Here is a 19761-nt window from a genome sequence, read left to right on the forward strand (position 1 = left end):
CGCCATACCTGTCAGCTCATGTGCAGAAGCATGGATTGTGGTGACTCCAGATAGCTTTTCCACAGGTTATTGAAACGGGCAATGGTGCCGCCATCAATAATGCGGTGGTCGCCCGCCCAGCTGACGGTCATGATGGAGCGTTCTACCACTTGCCCATTGGTATCAAATCTTGGCAGTTTCTGGGTGCGCCCCAAAGCCACGATTGCCACTTCCGGAGCATTGATAATGGGTGAGGCGTAAGTGCCGCCCAGTGCACCAATGTTGGAAATGGTAATGGTGCCGCCTTTGAGATCCGCCTGGCTAACCCTGCCTTCTCTGGCAGATTCGGTGAGGCGGGTGACTTCGTCGGCTATCTCCAGCAGAGTGAGCTGGCCCACGTTTTTCACGTTGGGTACGAGCAGTCCTATTTTGCTGTCCACGGCCATGCCGATGTTGCACTGTGGCTGGTAGTGGATTTCGGTTACATCCTCATTGATCTGGCTATTGAGTATTGGATACTCACGAACGGCCAGTGCAATAGCCTTCATGATGAACGGCATGAGCGTGAGGCGGGAACCACGTGCTTCGGCTTCTGGCTTGAGCTGCTGGCGCAGGGCGAGCAATTCCGTCACATCAATGTCTTCACTGAAGTTGAAGTGGGGAATGGTGGAGGCCGATGCCACCATGCGTTTGGCCATGACAGCCTGCATGCCTTTGATGGGCTCTATGCGGACTTCCTGGTTTTGCGCTTCAGCTCTTGGACTACTGCCTGCTGAGACGAATGAGCCGCCGGATGCAGGTTGCTCCAAATGGGACAGCACATCGGCTTTGAGTACGCGGCCATCCTTGCCCGATCCCTGAATATTCTCCAACGCCAGGTCGTTCTCGCGAACCAAGCGGCGCACCGCTGGGCTGGCGGGCGTCCGCTCACCGTCTTTCCGCGCTGAAGGAGCGGCTGAGGCGACAGTTTCGGCGCGATCAGGGCTTTTCTCAGGTTCCGCTTGCCTGGCCTCTGGTTCGGCGTGTTTGCCTTCGTCGCTGGCTTTGGGTTGTTCTCCCGAAGCTTCACCGCTTTCATCCACCAGTTCAAACAGCGGCGCATGCACCTTGGCTATATCGCCTTCCTTCCAGTACAGGCGTGTTACCCGCCCTGCATAGGGGGCAGGTATTTCCACCAGCGCCTTGTCGGTCATTACTTCTGCAACCGGCTGATCTTCTTCGATCAGATCGCCTTCACTTACCAGCCATTTGACCAGCTCACATTCCACGATACCTTCGCCGATATCGGGCAGTATAAAATCGCTCATAATTGTTCTCCTGTCCGGATATCTGCTTAGAATTCGACGCTTTCCCGAATGGCCTCATAGACCTTCAGGTGGTTGGGGAAGTGCTCTTTTTCGAGCACCAGCGGGAAGGGGGTGTCCATCCCGGTCACCCGAGCGATCGGCGATTCCAGATAGAGGAAGCAGCGTTCCTGAATGGTGGCGGCAATCTCGCCCGCAAAACCACCCGTAAGCGGCGCTTCGTGAGTGATCACCAGGCGCCCGGTTTTAAGCACCGATTCGGCAACGGTGTCCACATCCCAGGGCAGGATGGTGCGCAAATCAATCACTTCGCAGGAGAAGCCGTCTTTTTCTGCCATTTCGACGGCTTTATCGATGACTTCCATTTGAGCACCCCAGCCCAATACCGTTACATCGGTGCCTTCCTTGAGAACTTCGGCTTCGCCCAGTGGTAATTGGTATTCCCCCTCAGGCACCTCGCCAACAGAGGCTCGATACAAGCGTTTTGGCTCAAAGAAGATCGTCGGGTTGGGGTCATTGATGGAGGCCAGCAACAGCCCTTTCGCTTGGTGCGGGTTGCGTGGCACCACAATCTTCAAGCCTGGAGTGTGGGCGAAGTAGGCTTCTGGTGACTGGGAGTGGTACAAGCCGCCGGCAATTCCGCCGCCGTAGGGCGTGCGAATGGTCATGTTGCCCACATTGAACAGGTTGCCCGAGCGGTACCGGAACTTGGCGGACTCGTTAACAATCTGATCAAAGGCCGGGAATATGTAATCGGCGAACTGAATCTCGGCTACCGGGAAGGAGCCCTGAGCGGCCAGCCCGTTGGCGAAGCCGATAATGCCTTGCTCCACCAGAGGCGTGTTGAAGCAGCGATCTTTACCGTATTTCTGTTGCAGGTTGCTGGTGGCCCGGAAAACACCGCCAAAGACACCCACATCTTCACCAAAGCACAACACCTTGTCGTTCGCAGCCATCGCCAGATCAAGGGCGTCGTTGATGGCTTGTAGCATGTTCATTTTAGCCATGTTATGCCCCTCCCTGAACGTGGATAGCCGACTTGGGATACTCATCGGGATATTTGCGAATGTGTGCCTTCAGTTTTTCAAACTGCGCGTTCAGCAGCGGGGGCACTTCGTCGTAAACATCCGTTACCAGGGTTTCCAAAGGAGGAGGGGGGAGCTTTTGGGCTCGCTTCATGGTTTCCAGCACTTCACGGCGCATACGTTCCTGCAGCTCTTTTTCTTCGCTCTCGCTCCACCATTTTTTCCTGGTGAGCCAGTTTTGCATGCGCAAGATAGGATCTTTTTCACGCCACACGGCCTCTTCATCTTTGCTGCGGTAGCCGGAGGGATCATCGGATGAGGAATGCGCCGCCAGGCGATAGGTCATGGCTTCGATGAGTACCGGGCGGTTCTCTTCCACGGCCAGTTTGCGGGCGGCTTCGGTGGCCTGATAAACGGCCAGTATGTCGTTGCCGTCGACACGAATGGTATCCATTTTATAGCCGAACCCACGAGGCGCTATGCCGTCGGCGGCAAACTGTTCATTCGCGGGGGTGGAAATGGCGTAACCATTGTTACGGCAGAAGAAAATAGCGGGCACACGGTGTACGGCGGCCATGTTAAGGCCCGCGTGGAAGTCGCCTTCCGAAGCTGCGCCCTCACCAAAGTAAACAATGGTGCAATGGCCGTCGCCGGCCATTTTCTGGCCATAGGCATAGCCGGTTGCCTGGGGGATCTGAGTGGCAAGGGGGGATGAAACAGTCATGTAATTGAGTTTGCTGGAACCATAATGAACCGGCATCTGGCGGCCTTTGCCGTAGTCCCGCTCATTACCGAACAGCTGGTTCATGAACTCATCAATAGTGAAGCCGCGATAGGCCAAAGCACCTTGCTCACGGTACTGGGCCATGATCATGTCAGCGTCGTTCAGGGCCGCAGCGCTGCCGATAACGGAAGCCTCTTCACCGGTGCATTGCATGTAGAAGCTTAGGCGGCCTTGTCGTTGGGCGCCCAGCATGCGTTCATCCAGAATGCGGGTGGTGACCATGGCGCGGTAAATTCGTAGCGCTTTGTCTTTGTCGATGACAGGCGCTTTGCTGCCTTTGTAGAGCGAGCCGTCCTGTTTCAGGAGTTTGAGTGTCGGAATGTGATATTCCGAGCCGTCTGTAAAGACAGGGGTGTAAACGGATTTGTACTTTGTTGTTGTCATAATCCTCTTCCTGGGGTGATGGCTTGAGGAACAAAATGCCCCTTGTGGGGGCCTCGTTAAGTTATGGAGCCTTGTTCTATTTGCCGGTGATTTTCCAGAGTATAGAACGCATTGAGCAACCCTGCCGGTGTTGCAATATGGCTCTTATTGCCAGTTCGCCCGGTTTGGATAAAACCGGATTAAACAGGACAAAGTTGACCTTAACGTAAAGTGCGAGCTTTGGGTAGTGTCCTTTACGGGTGAGCTATTGCTTCAGAGAAGTTAGACTGCACACTGCACCAGCGACTCGCGCTGCACCAGATGGAAACTTCGAAAGGATAAAGGGATTTGGAAGCAATGCTCATTTTGCTTGGCGTGGGCCTGGCACTGTTCATACCCGTGGGCTCTGTTCTGGGCTTCATGGCTTTTCAGCAGCGGAATGCACACTCTGCACGCATTGAATCCCTGGGTCAGGAGGTCTCGGAGCTGCGCCGGGAAATTGAGATTCTCCGAAGCTCTGGTGGATCAAATAAGCAACAGCCAGACGGTCCTCTGCCTGCAGCCGAAGGCTTGGCCTATGTCCAGCCGCCGGCGCCAGAGCCTGCACCGGTTCCTGTTGCAGCGAAGACTGAATGGGCCGAAGAGCCTGGCGTTGAGGCAGGTGATTGGCTGGATTCAGTTGCACCGGGTCGTGATTATTCAGGCATCAAAAAGGCCCTGAAAGAAAACTGGATGGTCTGGCTGGGTGGCCTGAGTGTGGCTCTGGCGGGGATATTCATGGTCAGCCACTCCATCAGCGCCGGGCTGATTGGCCCTGTACAGCAACTGTTGCTCGCTCTGGTTACGGGCCTTGCCCTGCACGCAGGCGCGGAATACCTGCGCAGGCGGCACATGAGCACAGATCAGGTGTTTGCCGCCTTGGCGGGCGGGGGCAGTATCACGCTATACGCCGCATTGCTTGCCGGTGTTCACCACTACCAGCTAATCAGCCCGGTTGTCGGGTTAATCCTGCTTGCGGCTGTGTCTCTGGCTACCATGGCTTTGGCTCTGGTGCATGGCCCACTGCTAGCCATTATGGGGCTGAGTGGCGCCTATATCGTGCCTTTGCTTATTGGTGGCGAGGACGGCAGCGTCGCCTTTGTGCTCTCGTACAGCTTTCTGATTACGATCAGTTCGCTGCTATTAATGCGTTACGTTTTCCGTGATTGGCTCTGGTACGCCACACTGGCCGGTGCCTTGCTTTGGTGGGCAGCCACCGTGGCTGCAGCCCCTGCTGAGTTGGCAACGGCGATGTATTTGGCCGCCTTGTTTGTTGCTTTTGCATTCTTGCCGGGCGAAGAGCAGGCCGCACCTTCACGTTTGCGTGAGGCGCTTCTACCGCTGTTGGCGATTTGGGGTATTTCGATTGCACATCAATCTGTTGATAACCCGTCGTTGTGGAGTTGGCTGCTCATTCTGCCGGTCGCATCCCTGATTCCTCAGAGCCGGGGTACGCTGTGGTTTTTGCCTTGGGGTGCCGTGTTAGCCAGTGCTGCCGGTTGGCTGCTGTATATGGGCCGAATGGAGGGCGATCTGTTTTTCCTGATGCAGATTCCCCTGGCGCAGCAAGCGGGTTTTGTCAGCTACCTGATTGCCGCTGCCATCACCACCACTGGTTTGGGCCTCTGGCTGTGGGGGCGCTATGCCGACCAGCGGCGATGGGCCTCGTTAACCCTGCTTTCGCCGCTGGTATGGCTGGTGCTTGGCTGGCTGTTGCTGCAAGGCTATGGCGAAACATCGGTTGTGTGGGCGGTCGCCACCTTGGTACTTGGCGCAGTTTACGGCGTTCTGGCCTGGCGTATGGAAGGGCTGGCTCGCTATGGGAACGGCGTGGTCTGGGCCTTGATGGCGGCGCACGTCAGTTACTCACTGGCCACAGTGATGGCCTTCCGTGAAGCATCACTCACCCTGGCCTTATCGGTTCAGTTCGTCAGCCTTACCTGGCTGGCTCGGCGCTATCAGATGCCGGAGCTGTACCTGTTACTGAAGGGCGTATTGGCGCTGGTGGTTGCGCGGCTCACTTTCAATCCATGGATACAAGGTTACGATGCCAGCGTGCACTGGACGCTATGGACCTATGGTGGTGCTACATTGCTGGCGGCGGTTGCTACCAGGCTTTCAGAGAAAGGCCATTCGATTCGCCCCTGGCTGGAAGGCGCAACCCTGCACTTGCTGGTGCTGTTCCTGGGCGCGGAGTTGCGTTACTGGCTGTACGATGGCGACATTTTTGTTCACGAATACAGCTTGATCGAAGCAACCATGAATACGCTGCTTTGGGGCGCGCTCAGTGTGACTTATGCTTTCCGGGCAAAGTCCAGTCAGTCATTGGCCTGGCTCTACCGGTTGTTCTCATGGGTTCTGCTGGCGCTCTCCGCCCTCAGCTACCTCATGCTGCTCACTTTGCATAACCCCTGGTGGAGTGGCAGTTTCATTGGCAGCACGCCCATCTTCAATATGCTGTTACCTGCTTTTGGTGGCCCGGTACTGCTGGCTCTTGTTATCAGCCGGTTCCCGCAGATTGCACCCAAGCTCTGGTCAATGTGTGTCGCAGGGGCAGGGTTTCTTTTATTCACTGCTCTGGAAATTCGCCAGCTCTGGCAGGGTAGCGATATGGCCTTGTGGCATGGCATGACCGAGGGCGAGCTGTATACCTATTCGGTAGTCGGCATGCTTTACGCCATAGTGGCAATCCTCTACTCCACTGTTTATTCCGCAAAAAGCACCCATATCATCTTGTACAAGGTGGGCATGGCTTTGCTGGGGATTGTGATCGGCAAGATTTTCCTGATCGATATGGCCGGCCTGCAAGGGTTCTGGCGAGTTGCGGCCTTTATGGGTTTGGGGCTCGCTCTCTTGGGCCTTGCATGGATGTACCGAAAAGCTCAGGGAGTTAACCCTGAGCCTGATTCATTAAACAGAGATTCAGATTTATGAATAGCGAAGAGCTAGCCAGCGTACTCGAAATGGATGGTGAAGAGAGATACGACTACTTCCTGAGCGAAGTATTGGAAGAGCGGGAGATCTGGATACTCGTTAATTCGGAGAGCCGCTTCCTGTCCATAGTGTCGGAGGATGACGGTGTAGCACATTTGCCGGTTTGGCCCAGCTCCGAATTTGCCGTTGAATATGCCAAGGGCGCAGATGGTTTGACCCCGAAAAGTATCTCGCTGCCAGATTTCTTCAAGAAATGGGTACCTGGATTATCGAAAGACGGCCTGCAAGTGGGCGTATTCCCGGGGGCCGATAAAACTCTGTGGATAACAGAAGCAGATGAGCTGAAAAAAGACCTGCAAGATGAACTGTCCAGTTTCTGATGTATAGATAGCCAAACTGACATTATAAGTGTGATGAGGTGAATGCATGACTGACGATCTTAAACATGTTGTTTGTCCACATTGCGACAAGTTGAACCGTGTGCCGGCTGAGCGGCTGGCATCTGGCGGTAACTGTGGAGCCTGCAAGCAGCCATTATGGCCGGGCGAAGTGCTTGAGCTGACGGGGCAAAATTTTGCTCCCCACACCGGGCGCAGCGATGTGCCTGTACTGGTAGATTTCTGGGCAAGTTGGTGTGGCCCCTGCAAAATGATGGCACCCCAGTTTGAGCAGGCGGCTCAGGGCTGGAAGGGCAAAGTACGTTTTGCCAAGCTCAATACCGAAGAGCACCCGGCACCGGCAGGTCAGTACAATATTCGCAGCATCCCTACCTTGATACTGTTCCGCAATGGCCGCGAGCTTGCACGGCAAAGTGGTGCAATGAACCAGGGCCAGATTGATCAGTGGTTGAAGAGTAACGGTTGCTGAAGATGGGTGGCAGCATGAGGGTGATTGATAGTGAAGACGCACTGGTAGAGCTTGTTAATACGAGTTCTGCAGCCCTTGTGCTGTACGGTGGTGCAAGCTGTGGCGTGTGCCAGTCGGTGAAACCACAGCTGGAGCGCATGGCCAGGGAGGAATTTCCTGAGCTGATTATGGCGTATGTAGATTGCCAGGCGTCTGCACCAGTGTGTGCCTCGCGGGGCATTTTTTCACTGCCAGTCATTCACCTCTGGTTTCAGGGGCAACGCTTCGCCGAGTTTTCCAGAGTCTTCTCTATGGGCGATGTGCGTTCGGCGTTAGAGCGTCCATATTGTTTGACGATTCAACAAGATATCGCTGAGCAGTAAATGATCTGATCAGTTAACGGTCATGTTTGTCGAACGCCCGTTTTAACTGGCCTGAGCAGGCTTGTCCCGCGCCTTTTCACAAAGTTATCCACAGATTTTGTGGGTATACTTAAAACTATGTCAGCTTCTCGGTAAATGACTGCGTTCATTTGAATTCAGAGGGGCTCTTATGGATGTTATTGGCCGCTCGGACACAGTCGCCAAAAGGGTCTATGCTGATTTTGATTACCAGAAATCGGCTTGGATTTACGACCGGAGCCAACTCAAGGTGCGCCGTATCGAAGCGCATGGCCATTATTACCTGCCCCAGACAGGAAGAAACTACATATGACATCGGATCAGTCCTGGAAAGAAAAATATTTTCATGAGCTGGAGTCTGTAAAGCATAGAGAAGAGCGCTGGAAGATCGAGCGCAATGCACTTGAGCGCATGCTGGTGTGCATCAGCCTGGCCTCTGAAGGACAGACGCAGGAGCTGGATCGCTTGCTTGCCAGAGTCCGATCTGACCTCCTCAAGAACAGCGTTGATGTAACTATCTGGGAAGATTTGCAGGCACAGATCGATCGTCAGGTTGCTCAGTTGGATGCTGCTGCTCCCCGTACTTCCAGAAACCGCAGCGAGCCATCTACCGGAACTGCCACTGAAGTAGAAAATAGGCAGCGACTTTTGATCGCCCGGCGTGTTGGACATCTGATTGGTCAGCTGCTCAGCCAGGTTTCTTTAGAGGCGGAAGCAGAGACGCATGCAAGGAATTTGCAAAGATCGCTTCTGACCAGTGACAGCTGGGAAGAGTTGAGGGAAGGGCTAAACCAGGTGGCAGATCTGGTGATAGCAGCAGTCACCCGTGGCCAGCGCGAATTCGAGAGCTTCCTGAAGCGTCTGGATGAGCGACTCGAGGCGCTGAAGCAGCATTTTTCGGTTCAGTCGAGTGCTCAAACCGGCCGTCAGGCAGCTGCAGAAGCCCTTGAGCGGGAAATTCGTGAAGAGATCGAGCTGGTTAGCCGGCATATCGAAGCCAGTGATGATCTGCAGGAATTGAAAGATTCAGTTGGCCGCCATCTGGAAGGTATCGGCATGGTAGTTAGTCGGTTCCAGGCTCAGGAATCCGAACGGGAAAAAGCGCTATCCCAAGAGCTGGCGGCAATGCGTGAGAAGGTGGCTCTGATGGAGGCCTACTCGGGTCAGATGCAGGGCCAGGTTCGTAAGGAACGCGAGCGTGCCATGACGGACCAGCTTACCCAACTTCCCAATCGTGAAGCATGGCGAGAAAGGATGGCCTTTGAGCTGAATCGCTGGCAGCGCTATCAGTATCCACTGACACTCAGCATTCTTGATATAGATTTGTTCAAACGCGTGAACGACTCATATGGCCACAAGGCTGGCGACAAAGTGCTTCAGGTCGTAGCCCGGGAGATAAAAAAACGCGTGCGCACCACCGATTTTGCGGCCCGCTTTGGTGGCGAGGAGTTTGTCGTACTGTTTCCGGAAACGCTTCCCGACGAGGCACATGCTGTGCTGGATAAAATTCGAGCCCATGTCAGTGCTTTGCCATTTCATTTTGGCGGGGAGCGGCTGACGATTACGTTCTCTGGTGGTCTGGCGGGCTTTGGCCCCGATGATACCGAAGAAATGGTGTTTAACCGAGCCGACCGGGCACTCTATCTTGCCAAGGATAGTGGCCGGAATTGCATCAAGGTCGGCTAGCTAAGGAGTATTTTATGGGCGTACTGCTAACAATACTTGCCGTTTTGTTCATTGCGTTGATTATTATTCTGCCTTTGGTCGAGAAATATGCGCCAAAAGACGAAACGGGAAACTATGGCAACATAACGCGTTTTATCTTTCCGCTGGTGGCGCTCTTGATCGTTGCCCAAATGGTTCGGTACTACTTTTCCTGAGAGCATTTTTGGGCCCGGCCTCGTCAGTCTTCTTTACACATTCTTCAAAGCCAGTTGGGCCGATAGGGCGCAAGTCCTCGCCTCTACCAGAGAATTAATCTTCCGGAACGAATATCGCATGCATCAATGCAGGATCAGCCTGAAAGGATGCACGACTCATGAGCCAGTTCCACCCCATTATCTACGTTCGTGGCTACGCCATGACCGCCAGCGAAATTGCCGATACCGTTTCCATGCCCTATATGGGCTTCAATCTGGGCGCGACCAAAGTGCGTCAATCCTGGGACGGAAGTATTTATAAACAGGTCTTCGAATCGCCCATGATGCGCCTGATGAAAGACTACGGCTACACAGATGCGTTTTCCGATGGTGCCGAGGTCGACCGCGACATCACGCCTAAAACCGTTGTTATATACCGCTACTACGATCAGGCAGACCGGGATTTCGGCGAAGGAAAGCCACTTTCAATTCCCGCGGCAGCTCTGCAATTGGGTGATTTGATTCTGAATATCCGCGACCAGCTATGCGGCGACGATATGGATCGCCGGGCAGAGTTCCGGGTGAATCTGGTGGCGCACTCCATGGGTGGCCTGGTGTGTCGGTGTCTTTTACAGAATGGTGGAATCAGCAGCCCGGCCGTTCGGCAGATAGTGGACAAGGTGTTTACCTATGCCACCCCGCACAATGGTATTGAAATGGCCGGTATCAACGTGCCGGCGTTTCTCGGGCTTTGGGATATCAACAACTTCAACCGGTCAGTCATGGCAGACTATCTTGGGTTTGACGGCAAGCCTTCCAGAGTGGATTCCCTGGATGGCAAATTCGATCCGGACCGGTTTTTCTGCCTGGTGGGAACAAACCAGCAAGACTATGGTGCCGCCAAAGGCGTGTCCAAGTGGCTTGCGGGCAAGATGAGCGATGGGCTGGTTGCGATCGAGAATGCGGCCGTTCAGGGTGCGCCCAGAGCTTTTGTATATCGCAGCCACAGCGGCCCCTACGGCATTGTTAACTCCGAAGACGGCTATCAGAACCTGGTACGCTTTCTGTTTGGTGATGTGCGCGTAGACGGGGTGATGAATGTGGAATCCTTGCCACTGCCGCCTTCGGTAGAAAAGGCCAGAAAAGAAGGTCGTCGGGTTCGCGCCTCCTATTATTTTGAAGCGACTGTTTCCCCCCGGGGCGCTCGCAGTTTTAGGCTTACAGAAAGGCGTAAAGAAACCTTCAGCGCAGTATTGCGAAAATTCGACGAGATGATGAAACCAAAGCGGGCAGGGCTGGACTCTGCGCGTTCTCCAATGCTGTTCTCCGCATTTCTCGATAGTTCAAAAATTACGGTTGATCGGGGTCGAACCATGGTGATGACTGTCGAGCTTGCCGTTTCTGCCACCGATTATTTTGTAGATGGAGCCCCTTGGACAGAGCACCGGGTGGAAGGGGAATACCTGTATCGGGATACACTCACGTTGAAAATGACGCCCACTGAAGACGGATGGAATCTGCGTTATGTCACCACGGATGAACAGTGGAGCGAGCGCGGTGGCAGTAAGGCCGAGCAGGATGGTGACAACTATCTGATCCCCCTGGCGTCAAAGAAGGGTTTCAAGGCCCAATTGCAGGTGAAACTCCGGCGTAGAAGCTGACAAATCAGACAAGAAACGGGTTCCTGGTGAATAATGATTTGTGGCTGCAGGCATAAGCTGGCAAAGTTCTGCGAAATCAGACCTATCTCCACCAAGAGGAAACGCCGGTGACCGACCTAGTAAGCTACTCACTCAATGACGGTGTTGCGACCGTAGTACTCAACAACGGCAAGGTGAATGCCCTGAGCCATGAAGTGTTTGAACAGTTGCACAAAGCTCTCGATCAGGCAGAACAGGATAAAGCAGTGGTTATCCTGACCGGGCAACCTGGTATTTTCTCCGGCGGCTACGATCTGAAAGAAATGCAAAAGGGCATGAAGGAAGCCGCTGCCCTGGTGACTGTTGGCTCAAAGTTCACCCGCCGTCTGGCCGCATTTCCGTATCCGATTATCGGAGCATGCAGCGGCCATGCACTTGCAAAAGCAGCGTTTGTTCTGCTCTCTGTAGATTACCGTGTAGGTGTTGAGGGCAGTTTCAAGCTGGGACTGAACGAAGTGGCTATCGGCATGACCATGCACAATGCAGGTATCGAGATTGCCCGCCACCGTCTGGCGCCAGCACATTTTTACCGGTCGGTGATCAATGCAGAAATATACAGCCCTGAAGGCGCTGTAGTTGCAGGATACCTGGATGAAGTGGTTGCTCCGGAACAGCTTATGAGCCGAGCGAATGAACTCGCCCAGGGCTTCCGTAAACTGAACATGAGAGCCCACGCCCAAACCAAGGTGAAAACCAAAGCGGGTTATCTTGAGTTGCTGGATCGCAGCATCGAGATGGATGCGCAGAGTCTCGGCCTTAACGGTTAAACCGCCAATCTTGCGGGGCTAGCTCGGGGCCAGCTCTCCAGGATCCACTCTGTAGAAGTCCCGAAGCAGATCATACACTGCCGGCTGTTGTTCTTTCAGGTGTTGCGGTTGCTGATAGAAGGTTTCTGTCAGCACAGCAAAGAACTCAGCCGGCTTTGTTGCGCCATAAGGATCGAGCCAACTTGTGCTCCGATGCATGAGCGAGTGCCTTAGGTTGTTAAAGGCAGTGGTCATAATCTCCTGCCATTCTTTTGCTTGCTCGCCACCAAGAGGCGGAGCGCCGTCTGCAGAGCCATCCAGGTAATCAAGCTGGTGGGCAAATTCGTGAAGAATTACATTGTGCTCGCTGCCCGCACGCATAGCCCCGCTTTCACACTCTGACCAAGCTAACACTACCTGGCCTAGTGAGGATGCTTCTCCGGCCCTGATCTGATCGCTCACGCCAACCACCATGCCATCACGCTCGGATGCCTGCACCCGGTATACATCCGGGTATACAAGGATGCTGCGAACGTCATCAAAATCCCCATATGAGCGCTTCACCGTGAGAAGGCATGCGTGCCCGGCAATGGCTACCCGAACGCGATCGTCTATTTCAAATCCGTCGCATCCGTAAAAGTTCTTTTCTGCGATGAAGAGCTGAACCTGATCCCTTAGAGTTTTCTGCAGCGGTGTTGGCAATTGGCGATACAGGGGTACCGTTGTTTGGAGGTGTTTTCGCCAGGCTTTTGGGAAGGGCTGTTTCAGCTCTCTTTCACGTCGCCAGGTGCGGTAGAAGAACAGATAGAAAACAGCCAGTGCAATGAGAGCTGCGGAGAATAGTGCAAATACAGATGCTGACGACATGTTCTTAAGCTCGCTTCGTGCGTATGTGCCGGCTGTTTGCTGTAATCTCAAACCATTCGTGTTTGGCAGAGCAAATTCAGGCTGCGGAGAAATCATCACGTTGCTAGCATACGCTAGTTGGCTGATAGCTTGAATCGCACCTATCATCAGACACTTGATTGCAAAAAAACGATGGCAGAGCAGCAGCAATAGGGATGACATGCTTCACGAGATGAGTATTGGTGGGATGTTGTTTAGTCCGTTTGTGGTGCTGGTGCCTTTTGCGTTTGTTATGGCGGCCATCACCCGGGGCGTTTTGCACTATACAGGCCTGCGCACCTACATCTGGAAGAAAGCCTGGTTCGACGTGGCAACGTTCGTCTGCTGGTTGGCTGCTATTGTTTATCTGTTTGCGAATTAAAGGGCTCTCATGGGAAGGCTAGGGCGTATAGGACTGACATTGCTTGTGGTGGCTGCGGCGGTTGTTGCCGGAACCTGGGTATGGGATCACTATCTCTATTCGCCCTGGACACGGGACGGGCGAATTCGCGCAGACGTCATCACGATCGCTCCCGATGTGTCGGGCTGGGTAACCGAGTTGAGCGTTAAAAATAACCGACTTGTGAATAAGGGTGACCCTCTGTTCACAATTGACGACACTCGTTACCGGGCAAAATTTGCCGAGAGCAATGCGCGGCTTGCTCAAGAGCGTACGGGTTGGGACTTGGCCAGGCATCAGTATGAGCGCCGGCAGCGCATGGCTGACCTTCAGTCTATCAGTGAGGAAAGTCTTGAGGCTTATCGTATTCGTGCCGAGGCGGCGAAGGCCAGCTACCAGCTTGCACAAGCGGAACTTGATACGGCCAGAATCGACTTGGAGCGAACACAAGTGCTGGCGCCGGAAAGCGGTATCGTGAATAACCTCAGCCTGCGGCGAGGCAACTATGTGGCCCGGGGGGAGGCGGTTTTATCGCTTATCAACAATGACTCCTTTTATGTGACAGGGTATTTTGAAGAGACCAAGTTGCAGCAAGTGCATGTTGGGCAAAAGGCCCGAATTACTCTGCTTTCTGGCGGGGAAAAGCTGAGTGGTGAAGTGGTCAGCATTACCCGCGGAATTGCAGATTCAAACACCACCAGCGACAGCCTTATGTTGCCGAAAGTGCAGGCAGCGTTTAACTGGGTGCGGCTGGCTCAGCGTATACCTGTTGATATTGCACTTGACCCATTCCCTGACAATCTCAATATCAGTGCGGGCATGACGGTTTCCATCTATCTGGAAACAGACACGGAAAACACTCCGGAAGAAGAGTAGCAACGTGGCATCCCTGGCGCTCCCACAACTTGCGACACAACTCTTTACCCCAAACCGGCGCACGGTGATATTCGCCCTGAAAGGGGTCATATCCATGGCGCTGGCGTTGTTTGTATCCATGTATTTGCAGCTTGATCGGCCCTACTGGGCGGTGGTGTCTGCTGTCTTTCTGCAGATTCGCCCCGAGAGCGGATTGGTGATTGAAAAAGCCCTGTGCCAGATTTCCGGATCAGTGGTCGGTGGCGGCGCGGGGATTTTAATACTGGCGCTGTTTATGCCATACCCGTTGCTGGCGCTTGCGTGCCTCACTCTCTGGATAGGCCTCAACTCTGCAGCCTCGTCTATGGTGCATAACGCCAACTTTATCTACGCCTTTGCCATGTCGGGAATGACGGCTGGCCTTGTTGTAATTATGGTTGTGGCGGACCCCAATGCGAACGATGGCCGTGCGGTCTTTGATATTGCCCAGTCCCGTATCAGCGAAATCAGCGTGGGGGCCCTCTGTGCCATGTTGGTCAGCCGGCTGTTGTGGCCGGTCACAGTCAAGGAAAGCCTTCGAAATCACGCCCGGAATGTCATCAACAAAACGCTTGAATACCTCTCGCTGGAGCTGGACCCTAAGAGTACCCATGAACAGCGCCACCAGCATGCGGATGAGATTCTGGAAACGCTGATTGTACTGAACGATGACTCCAGTGCAGTGGCCTATGAAGGGCCCGAAGGGCCGGGACGCAGCCGGGCAGCACATCTGTTAGTTAACAAGGTGATGTCGCTGCTTGCGGTCACACAGATAATGGGGCGCTTTCCCCGCAACCATCCGGAACTGGTTTCGCCCGCGTTTGGTGTACTGCTCAAGGATATGCGGATGTTGTTCATTGCTATTGCAGAGGCGCCCAGTTACGAAGAATCCTACAACCAGGCTCAGGAACTCAGGCGCGCGCTTCTGGAGCACAAGGCGGCCTATGTAAACGAATCTGCCATCGTTATACGCCTCACCCAAACCGCAGTGGAATTGGTGGCGGACCTGGTTATGGTACTGCGAGCGTATAATGCGCTGGAAAATCGCGACCAGACACTGCTCAAAGCGTCCAAGCTGAAAACCCACAGGGATCCCCTGATAGGCGTAGTAAATGGCTTCAGGACAGCTGTGGTGTTCGCAATTGGGGCAGGGGTGTGGATGAGCACAGGTAGCCCTGCAGCCATAATGCTGATGATCATGCCGGTTGTGTTTTCTATTGTGTTTGCCCGGTTTTCACTGGCGGTGTTGATTAACATGCTGCGGCGCCTGTTACTCAGTGTGGTGGTGGCGATTCCCGTGGCACTGGTTTATGGGTTGGGGTTGCTTGCCAAAAGCAGTGGGGATTTCGAGATATTGGTGCTGGTGCTTGCCGGCCCATTTTTCATCGGCCTGCTTGCCCTTGCCGAACGCCCGACCCTGCCTTATGGCTTAGGCATTTGTATCCCCTTCACGCTTATTGTTCAGCCTGGCAACCACATGGCATTCAATGCCGATGCAGCCACCAGCAATGCTCTGGGGCTGTTTGTGGGAATCAGCATTCTCTACTGGGTGTTCAAGCTGATCACCCCGTTGGATGGGCAGTTCATGCAGCGGCGATTGCTGAAAGCAACCGCCCGCGACCTGACCAGCATTGATTATCAAAATCGGCCGGAGAACTGGCTTAACGGGCGTATGGGGGAGCGCCTGTTGCGGTTAGCCAATTACGATCAAGGGTCGGGTAACCCCAGTCGCCATATGACAGACCTGGGCTTCACCGGTCTGAACATAGGCCACATGTCCATTCGCCTGAGGAGGCGCATCGAGAACCATCGAAGTGCCGAGGTAGATGCGAAACTCGCCGAGTGGCAGCAGGTACTTGCAGATACCTACCTTGTGAGTTCCCAAGGAAAAAAGAACCCCCGGTTCAGAGAGGTGAGTGCGGAACTGTTGGCGGCGATCCACTCGGCCAGGGAACCCGATGCACAAACGTCAACCGTTGAGGGCATGTTCGAGCGTATAGCGCTGACCTTTGAACGAACCGCCAAAGGTATTGCCGAAACCAAAAGCCAGAGTGTTTAGCCATCCGATGAAGGAGTGCTGCCGTGTCACGGTCAGAACAGTTTGCCAGCGATAATTACAGTGGTGTTTGTCCGCAGGCATGGAAGGCCATGGAAGCGGCAAACCGGGTAGACGAACCAGCCTACGGTGAGGACAGTTGGACACAGCGGGCGGCCGATGGTTTGCGATCTTTGTTTGATACAGATTGCGATGTCTACTTTGTATTTAACGGTACGGCTGCCAACTCGTTGGCATTGGCGTCCATAGGGCAATCCTTCCATAGCGTGATCTGCCATGAGTTGGCGCATATTGAAACTGATGAGTGCGGCGGGCCGGAATACGCCTCCAATGGTGCCAAGCTATTACTGGGGCAGGGCGAAAACGGAAAGCTGACCCCCGAAAGCATTGAGCACCTGGTGACCAAACGCACAGACATTCACTACCCCAAACCCAAGGCACTAAGCCTCACTCAGGCAACGGAAGTGGGCACAATCTACACCCCGGATGAGCTTCGGGAGATCCGCATGCTGGCGGATCAATACAAGCTGAATATCCACATGGACGGTGCACGCTTTGCGAATGCGGTGGCGGCGCTGGATGTGCATCCGTCAGAAATCACCTGGAAGGTGGGTGTTGATGTGCTGTGTTTCTCCGGGACCAAGAATGGTTTGGCCCTTGGCGAAGCGGTGGTTTTCTTTAACAAGGCACTGGCCGAGGACTTTGAATGGCGCTGCAAGCAGGCAGGGCAGCTGGCCTCCAAAATGCGGTATATCTCTGCGCCCTGGTGTGGTTTGCTGGAGAACAACGTGTGGCTGGACAATGCCCGCCATGCGAATGCCAGTGCGAAAAGGCTGGCTGACGGGCTGGCGGGGTTGCCGGGCATCAAGCTCCGCTACCCACGGCAAATAAATGCTGTTTTTGTAGAAATGCCCGAGCCTTTGCAGGCGGCTTTGCGGGCAAAAGGGTGGCGCTTCTACAACTTTATCGGAGGTTGTGCTCGTCTCATGTGTTCCTGGGCCACTACCCCGGCAGTGGTTGATCAGTTTCTGGCGGATGTGCGGCAACTGCAGGCGTAGGTCTGTGGTTTACCCGCCGGACGATTTCCACCACAATCGGCGCCATCCCCGATAAGGAGCTCATACTATGCTGTACTCATCAACCTCACCCAAGGCGATCTGATGAGAGCCCTCTTTAATAAATATCTGAATTCCTCACTCATTCTTCGCGTAAGCATAGCGCTGGTGCTGGGCGTGGCCGTGGGCCTGATCGGTGGCCAGCAAGCAGCTGATTGGCTGGCGCCTTTCGGGGAGCTTCTGCTGCGTCTGCTCAAGTTTCTTATTGTGCCTATCGTACTGTTCACGCTTATGGTTGGCATCAATCAAGCCAATATTGGCAGCATGGGCCGGGTTGGGCGGAAGCTGTTCGGGTTTTACGTGATGACTTCAGCCTTGGCCATTGTGGTCGGTTTGGTGGTGGCAACTCTGCTTGAGCCGGGAAGCGGCATTGCTCTGGACGAAAACGCTGAAGTAAACGTACCGGACAACCCCGGGTTTGTGAGTGTGCTGCTGAGAATTGTGCCCGACAATATTTTTACGGCGTTCACCGAGCTGAACCTTTTGGGAATCATCTTCACTGCCATTGTGTTTGGCATTGCGCTCCTGAAGCTGCGAGAGAGTGAGGCACATGCAGAGCTTGGCGAGCATCTTTATAAAGTTGTTGAAGGGCTTAACGAGATCACTTTGAAGGTCATGGCTGGCGTACTTCAGTACGTCCCCATCGGTGTATTCGCGATTGTAGCCAAGACGGCGGGTGAGCAGGGTATATCTACCATATTGGCTCTGGGCGATATGGTGATGGTGCTTTATATTGCGCTGGCTGTGCATCTGGTTGTTTACTGCATTTTGATGCGGTTTTATGGCGTGGGTATTCGCGAGTTTTTCCGGGCAGCTCGCACACCTATGGCTACGGCGTTCGCCACTCAGAGCAGTTCCGGTACGCTACCACTGACGCTGGATGCTGCAAGACGTCTGGGCATACCCAAGCGAATTTACGGTTTCAGTCTGCCGCTGGGTGCCACCATAAATATGGATGGGGCAGCAATCCGTATCGCGATTTCTGCGGTGTTTGCGGCCAATGTGGTTGGTATTCCTCTGGATCTGGTGACCATGGCTGAAATAGTGTTCATTGGCACGCTTACGTCTATTGGTACAGCGGGAGTTCCCGGCGCAGGCATCGTAATGATTGCCACAGTTTTTGCCCAAGTGGGTTTGCCAATTGAAACTGTCGCACTCCTGGTATCCATTGATGCGCTGGTTGGCATGGGCGCGACCGGGCTGAACGTGACCGGAGATCTGGTTGGAACGGCAATTGTTGCCCGTAGTGAAAACAAATACCAGGGTGATCCAGCTTCTTCAGGAAAGGAATCTGCTGCCTGAGCAAGGTCGGACCTGTTGATGTGATAGAGTACCTTTCAGGCTTTCTTTATGACTGGAGGGCACTTATGAGTAAGTCGCAAAGTAAACTGATTGTTTTCTATGACGGCTCATGTCCCGTTTGTGTCAGGGATCGACGCTGGTATGAAAAGCTGGCAGGAAGAACCGGAGACTCAGTTGAATGGCTGGATATCACCGGCCGTGATGAGGAACTACGCCAGCAGGGGGTAGACCCCTACAAGGCGCTCCGCGAGCTGCATGTAAAAGATGATCAGGGTGAAATTCACCGTGAGATGGATGCCTACATACTGCTTATGTCGCGAGTTTTTTTGCTGAAACCTTTGGCATGGCTAATTTCCTTACCCTTGATCCGGCCTACGCTGGCGAGGCTGTATCATTCATGGGTTGGGCGTCGCCTTGGTGAGCGCGCCTGAATCCATTTCAGAGGTTTTTATGGCTCGCTTTGAGTTGCTAGGCACTGCAATTATTCCCGGTAAGGGCACCCAGTTGCGGCTACTGCAGCGCAACGATGAATTCTCTATCCGCATTGCCGGCACAAGCGGTGAGCTGATGAACACTCGCTTGCACGGTTCTGAAGATGCTTTGGCAACTCTGGCCTGTGAGCGTATTACAGACCATCCCGCACCAAAAGTGCTTATAGGCGGGCTTGGTATGGGCTTCACCCTCGCAGCGGCCTTGCAGTCGCTGGGTGACGCCGCAGAAGTCACCGTTGCCGAACTGGTGCCGGAGGTAGAGCAGTGGAATCTTGGCCCTTTGGGCAGCGCTTCTGGGTATCCGCTCAAAGACCCTCGTGCCAAGGTGCATATTGGTGATGTGGTGCAGCTTATCAAGGCTTCACCTGCCAGTTACGATGCCATCTTGCTGGATATCGACAATGGCCCTGAGGGATTGACGCAAAAAGAAAATGACTGGTTGTATTCAGCAGCTGGCATTGCCGCAGCACAAGAAGCACTGCGGCCGGAGGGAATTCTGGCTTATTGGTCAGCCGGGCAGGACCCTGCATTTACCGAGCGCCTGAAGCGCGCCGGGCTTTCGGCAGAGGCAGTAACCGTGCGCGCCCACCGTCCTGGCAAAGGCGCAAAGCATGTTATCTGGCTTGCCTGGTGAATGA

20 protein-coding genes are annotated in these 19761 nt (G+C 54.2%); 16 read left to right on the forward strand and 4 right to left on the reverse strand.

Annotated elements, in window-relative coordinates; all coding sequences use genetic code 11:
- Window positions 1–11: 11 nt before the first annotated feature.
- Genes FFI61_RS01110 through FFI61_RS01120 form a run of 3 tightly spaced genes read right to left on the reverse strand, consistent with a single transcriptional unit; the run spans window position 12 to window position 3476 of the window.
- The gene (locus FFI61_RS01110; RefSeq protein ID WP_200368988.1) at window positions 12–1286 is read right to left on the reverse strand and encodes a 2-oxo acid dehydrogenase subunit E2; all 1275 of its coding nucleotides are present in this window, start codon (window positions 1284–1286) and stop codon (window positions 12–14) included.
- 26 nt (window positions 1287–1312) lie between these two features.
- The gene (locus FFI61_RS01115; RefSeq protein ID WP_200368989.1) at window positions 1313–2290 is read right to left on the reverse strand and encodes an alpha-ketoacid dehydrogenase subunit beta; all 978 of its coding nucleotides are present in this window, start codon (window positions 2288–2290) and stop codon (window positions 1313–1315) included.
- Between the two features lies 1 nt (window position 2291).
- Complete coding sequence (locus tag FFI61_RS01120) at window positions 2292–3476, reverse strand: thiamine pyrophosphate-dependent dehydrogenase E1 component subunit alpha (RefSeq protein WP_200202705.1); 1185 nt, start codon at window positions 3474–3476, stop codon at window positions 2292–2294.
- A gap of 336 nt (window positions 3477–3812) precedes the next feature.
- Between FFI61_RS01120 and FFI61_RS01125 the strand changes: the two genes are divergently transcribed.
- The 9 genes from FFI61_RS01125 (at window position 3813) to FFI61_RS01165 (ending at window position 12001) form a co-directional block, all read left to right on the forward strand.
- Complete coding sequence (locus FFI61_RS01125) at window positions 3813–6428, forward strand: DUF2339 domain-containing protein (protein WP_227714629.1); 2616 nt, start codon at window positions 3813–3815, stop codon at window positions 6426–6428.
- Window positions 6425–6808 carry a DUF2750 domain-containing protein gene (locus tag FFI61_RS01130; protein WP_200202703.1) on the forward strand — a complete coding sequence of 128 codons (384 nt, stop codon included), beginning with the start codon at window positions 6425–6427 and terminating at the stop codon, window positions 6806–6808. Before FFI61_RS01125 ends, FFI61_RS01130 begins: the two co-directional genes overlap by 4 nt.
- A 46-nt stretch (window positions 6809–6854) precedes the next feature.
- Window positions 6855–7295: a thioredoxin TrxC gene (gene trxC / locus FFI61_RS01135; RefSeq protein ID WP_200202702.1), complete on the forward strand. Its 441-nt coding sequence runs from the start codon at window positions 6855–6857 to the stop codon at window positions 7293–7295.
- Window positions 7296–7297: 2 nt separating this feature from the next.
- The gene (locus FFI61_RS01140) at window positions 7298–7657 is read left to right on the forward strand and encodes a thioredoxin family protein (RefSeq protein ID WP_227714539.1); all 360 of its coding nucleotides are present in this window, start codon (window positions 7298–7300) and stop codon (window positions 7655–7657) included.
- A gap of 169 nt (window positions 7658–7826) precedes the next feature.
- Entirely contained in the window at window positions 7827–7988 is a 162-nt protein-coding gene (locus FFI61_RS01145) for a hypothetical protein (protein ID WP_200368991.1), read from the forward strand.
- Window positions 7985–9361: a GGDEF domain-containing protein gene (locus FFI61_RS01150; protein ID WP_200368992.1), complete on the forward strand. Its 1377-nt coding sequence runs from the start codon at window positions 7985–7987 to the stop codon at window positions 9359–9361. The genes FFI61_RS01145 and FFI61_RS01150 overlap by 4 nt, the downstream gene beginning before the upstream one ends.
- A gap of 14 nt (window positions 9362–9375) precedes the next feature.
- Entirely contained in the window at window positions 9376–9555 is a 180-nt protein-coding gene (locus tag FFI61_RS01155) for a hypothetical protein (protein WP_200368993.1), read from the forward strand.
- Between the two features lie 158 nt (window positions 9556–9713).
- The gene (locus tag FFI61_RS01160; RefSeq protein ID WP_200368994.1) at window positions 9714–11195 is read left to right on the forward strand and encodes an esterase/lipase family protein; all 1482 of its coding nucleotides are present in this window, start codon (window positions 9714–9716) and stop codon (window positions 11193–11195) included.
- Between the two features lie 107 nt (window positions 11196–11302).
- The gene (locus FFI61_RS01165; protein WP_200368995.1) at window positions 11303–12001 is read left to right on the forward strand and encodes a crotonase/enoyl-CoA hydratase family protein; all 699 of its coding nucleotides are present in this window, start codon (window positions 11303–11305) and stop codon (window positions 11999–12001) included.
- An 18-nt stretch (window positions 12002–12019) separates the two neighbouring features.
- On the opposite strand, the gene FFI61_RS01170 is transcribed toward FFI61_RS01165, so the two are convergent.
- Window positions 12020–12847, reverse strand: coding sequence for a M90 family metallopeptidase (locus FFI61_RS01170; RefSeq protein WP_200368996.1), 828 nt, complete (start codon window positions 12845–12847; stop codon window positions 12020–12022).
- A 199-nt stretch (window positions 12848–13046) separates the two neighbouring features.
- On the opposite strand from FFI61_RS01170, the gene FFI61_RS01175 reads away from it, so the two are divergent.
- The 7 genes from FFI61_RS01175 to FFI61_RS01205 all read left to right on the forward strand — a co-directional run bounded on the left by FFI61_RS01175 (window position 13047) and on the right by FFI61_RS01205 (window position 19757).
- Window positions 13047–13247 carry a DUF1656 domain-containing protein gene (locus tag FFI61_RS01175; protein ID WP_200202696.1) on the forward strand — a complete coding sequence of 67 codons (201 nt, stop codon included), beginning with the start codon at window positions 13047–13049 and terminating at the stop codon, window positions 13245–13247.
- Window positions 13248–13256: 9 nt separating this feature from the next.
- Complete coding sequence (locus FFI61_RS01180; protein ID WP_200202695.1) at window positions 13257–14141, forward strand: HlyD family secretion protein; 885 nt, start codon at window positions 13257–13259, stop codon at window positions 14139–14141.
- 4 nt (window positions 14142–14145) lie between these two features.
- The gene (locus FFI61_RS01185; protein WP_320159548.1) at window positions 14146–16218 is read left to right on the forward strand and encodes an FUSC family protein; all 2073 of its coding nucleotides are present in this window, start codon (window positions 14146–14148) and stop codon (window positions 16216–16218) included.
- A gap of 23 nt (window positions 16219–16241) precedes the next feature.
- Window positions 16242–17273, forward strand: coding sequence for a threonine aldolase family protein (locus FFI61_RS01190; RefSeq protein WP_200368997.1), 1032 nt, complete (start codon window positions 16242–16244; stop codon window positions 17271–17273).
- A 102-nt stretch (window positions 17274–17375) separates the two neighbouring features.
- Entirely contained in the window at window positions 17376–18632 is a 1257-nt protein-coding gene (locus FFI61_RS01195) for a dicarboxylate/amino acid:cation symporter (RefSeq protein WP_200368998.1), read from the forward strand.
- A 65-nt stretch (window positions 18633–18697) separates the two neighbouring features.
- Window positions 18698–19063: a thiol-disulfide oxidoreductase DCC family protein gene (locus tag FFI61_RS01200; protein WP_200202692.1), complete on the forward strand. Its 366-nt coding sequence runs from the start codon at window positions 18698–18700 to the stop codon at window positions 19061–19063.
- A 19-nt stretch (window positions 19064–19082) separates the two neighbouring features.
- Window positions 19083–19757 (forward strand): spermidine synthase, encoded by a 675-nt coding sequence (locus tag FFI61_RS01205; RefSeq protein WP_200369583.1) that lies wholly within the window; start codon window positions 19083–19085, stop codon window positions 19755–19757.
- The last annotated feature ends 4 nt before the right edge of the window (window positions 19758–19761 follow it).

The organism is Marinobacter sp. DY40_1A1, from assembly GCF_016597815.1.
GTDB classification, from domain to species: Bacteria; Pseudomonadota; Gammaproteobacteria; order Pseudomonadales; family Oleiphilaceae; genus Marinobacter; species Marinobacter xiaoshiensis.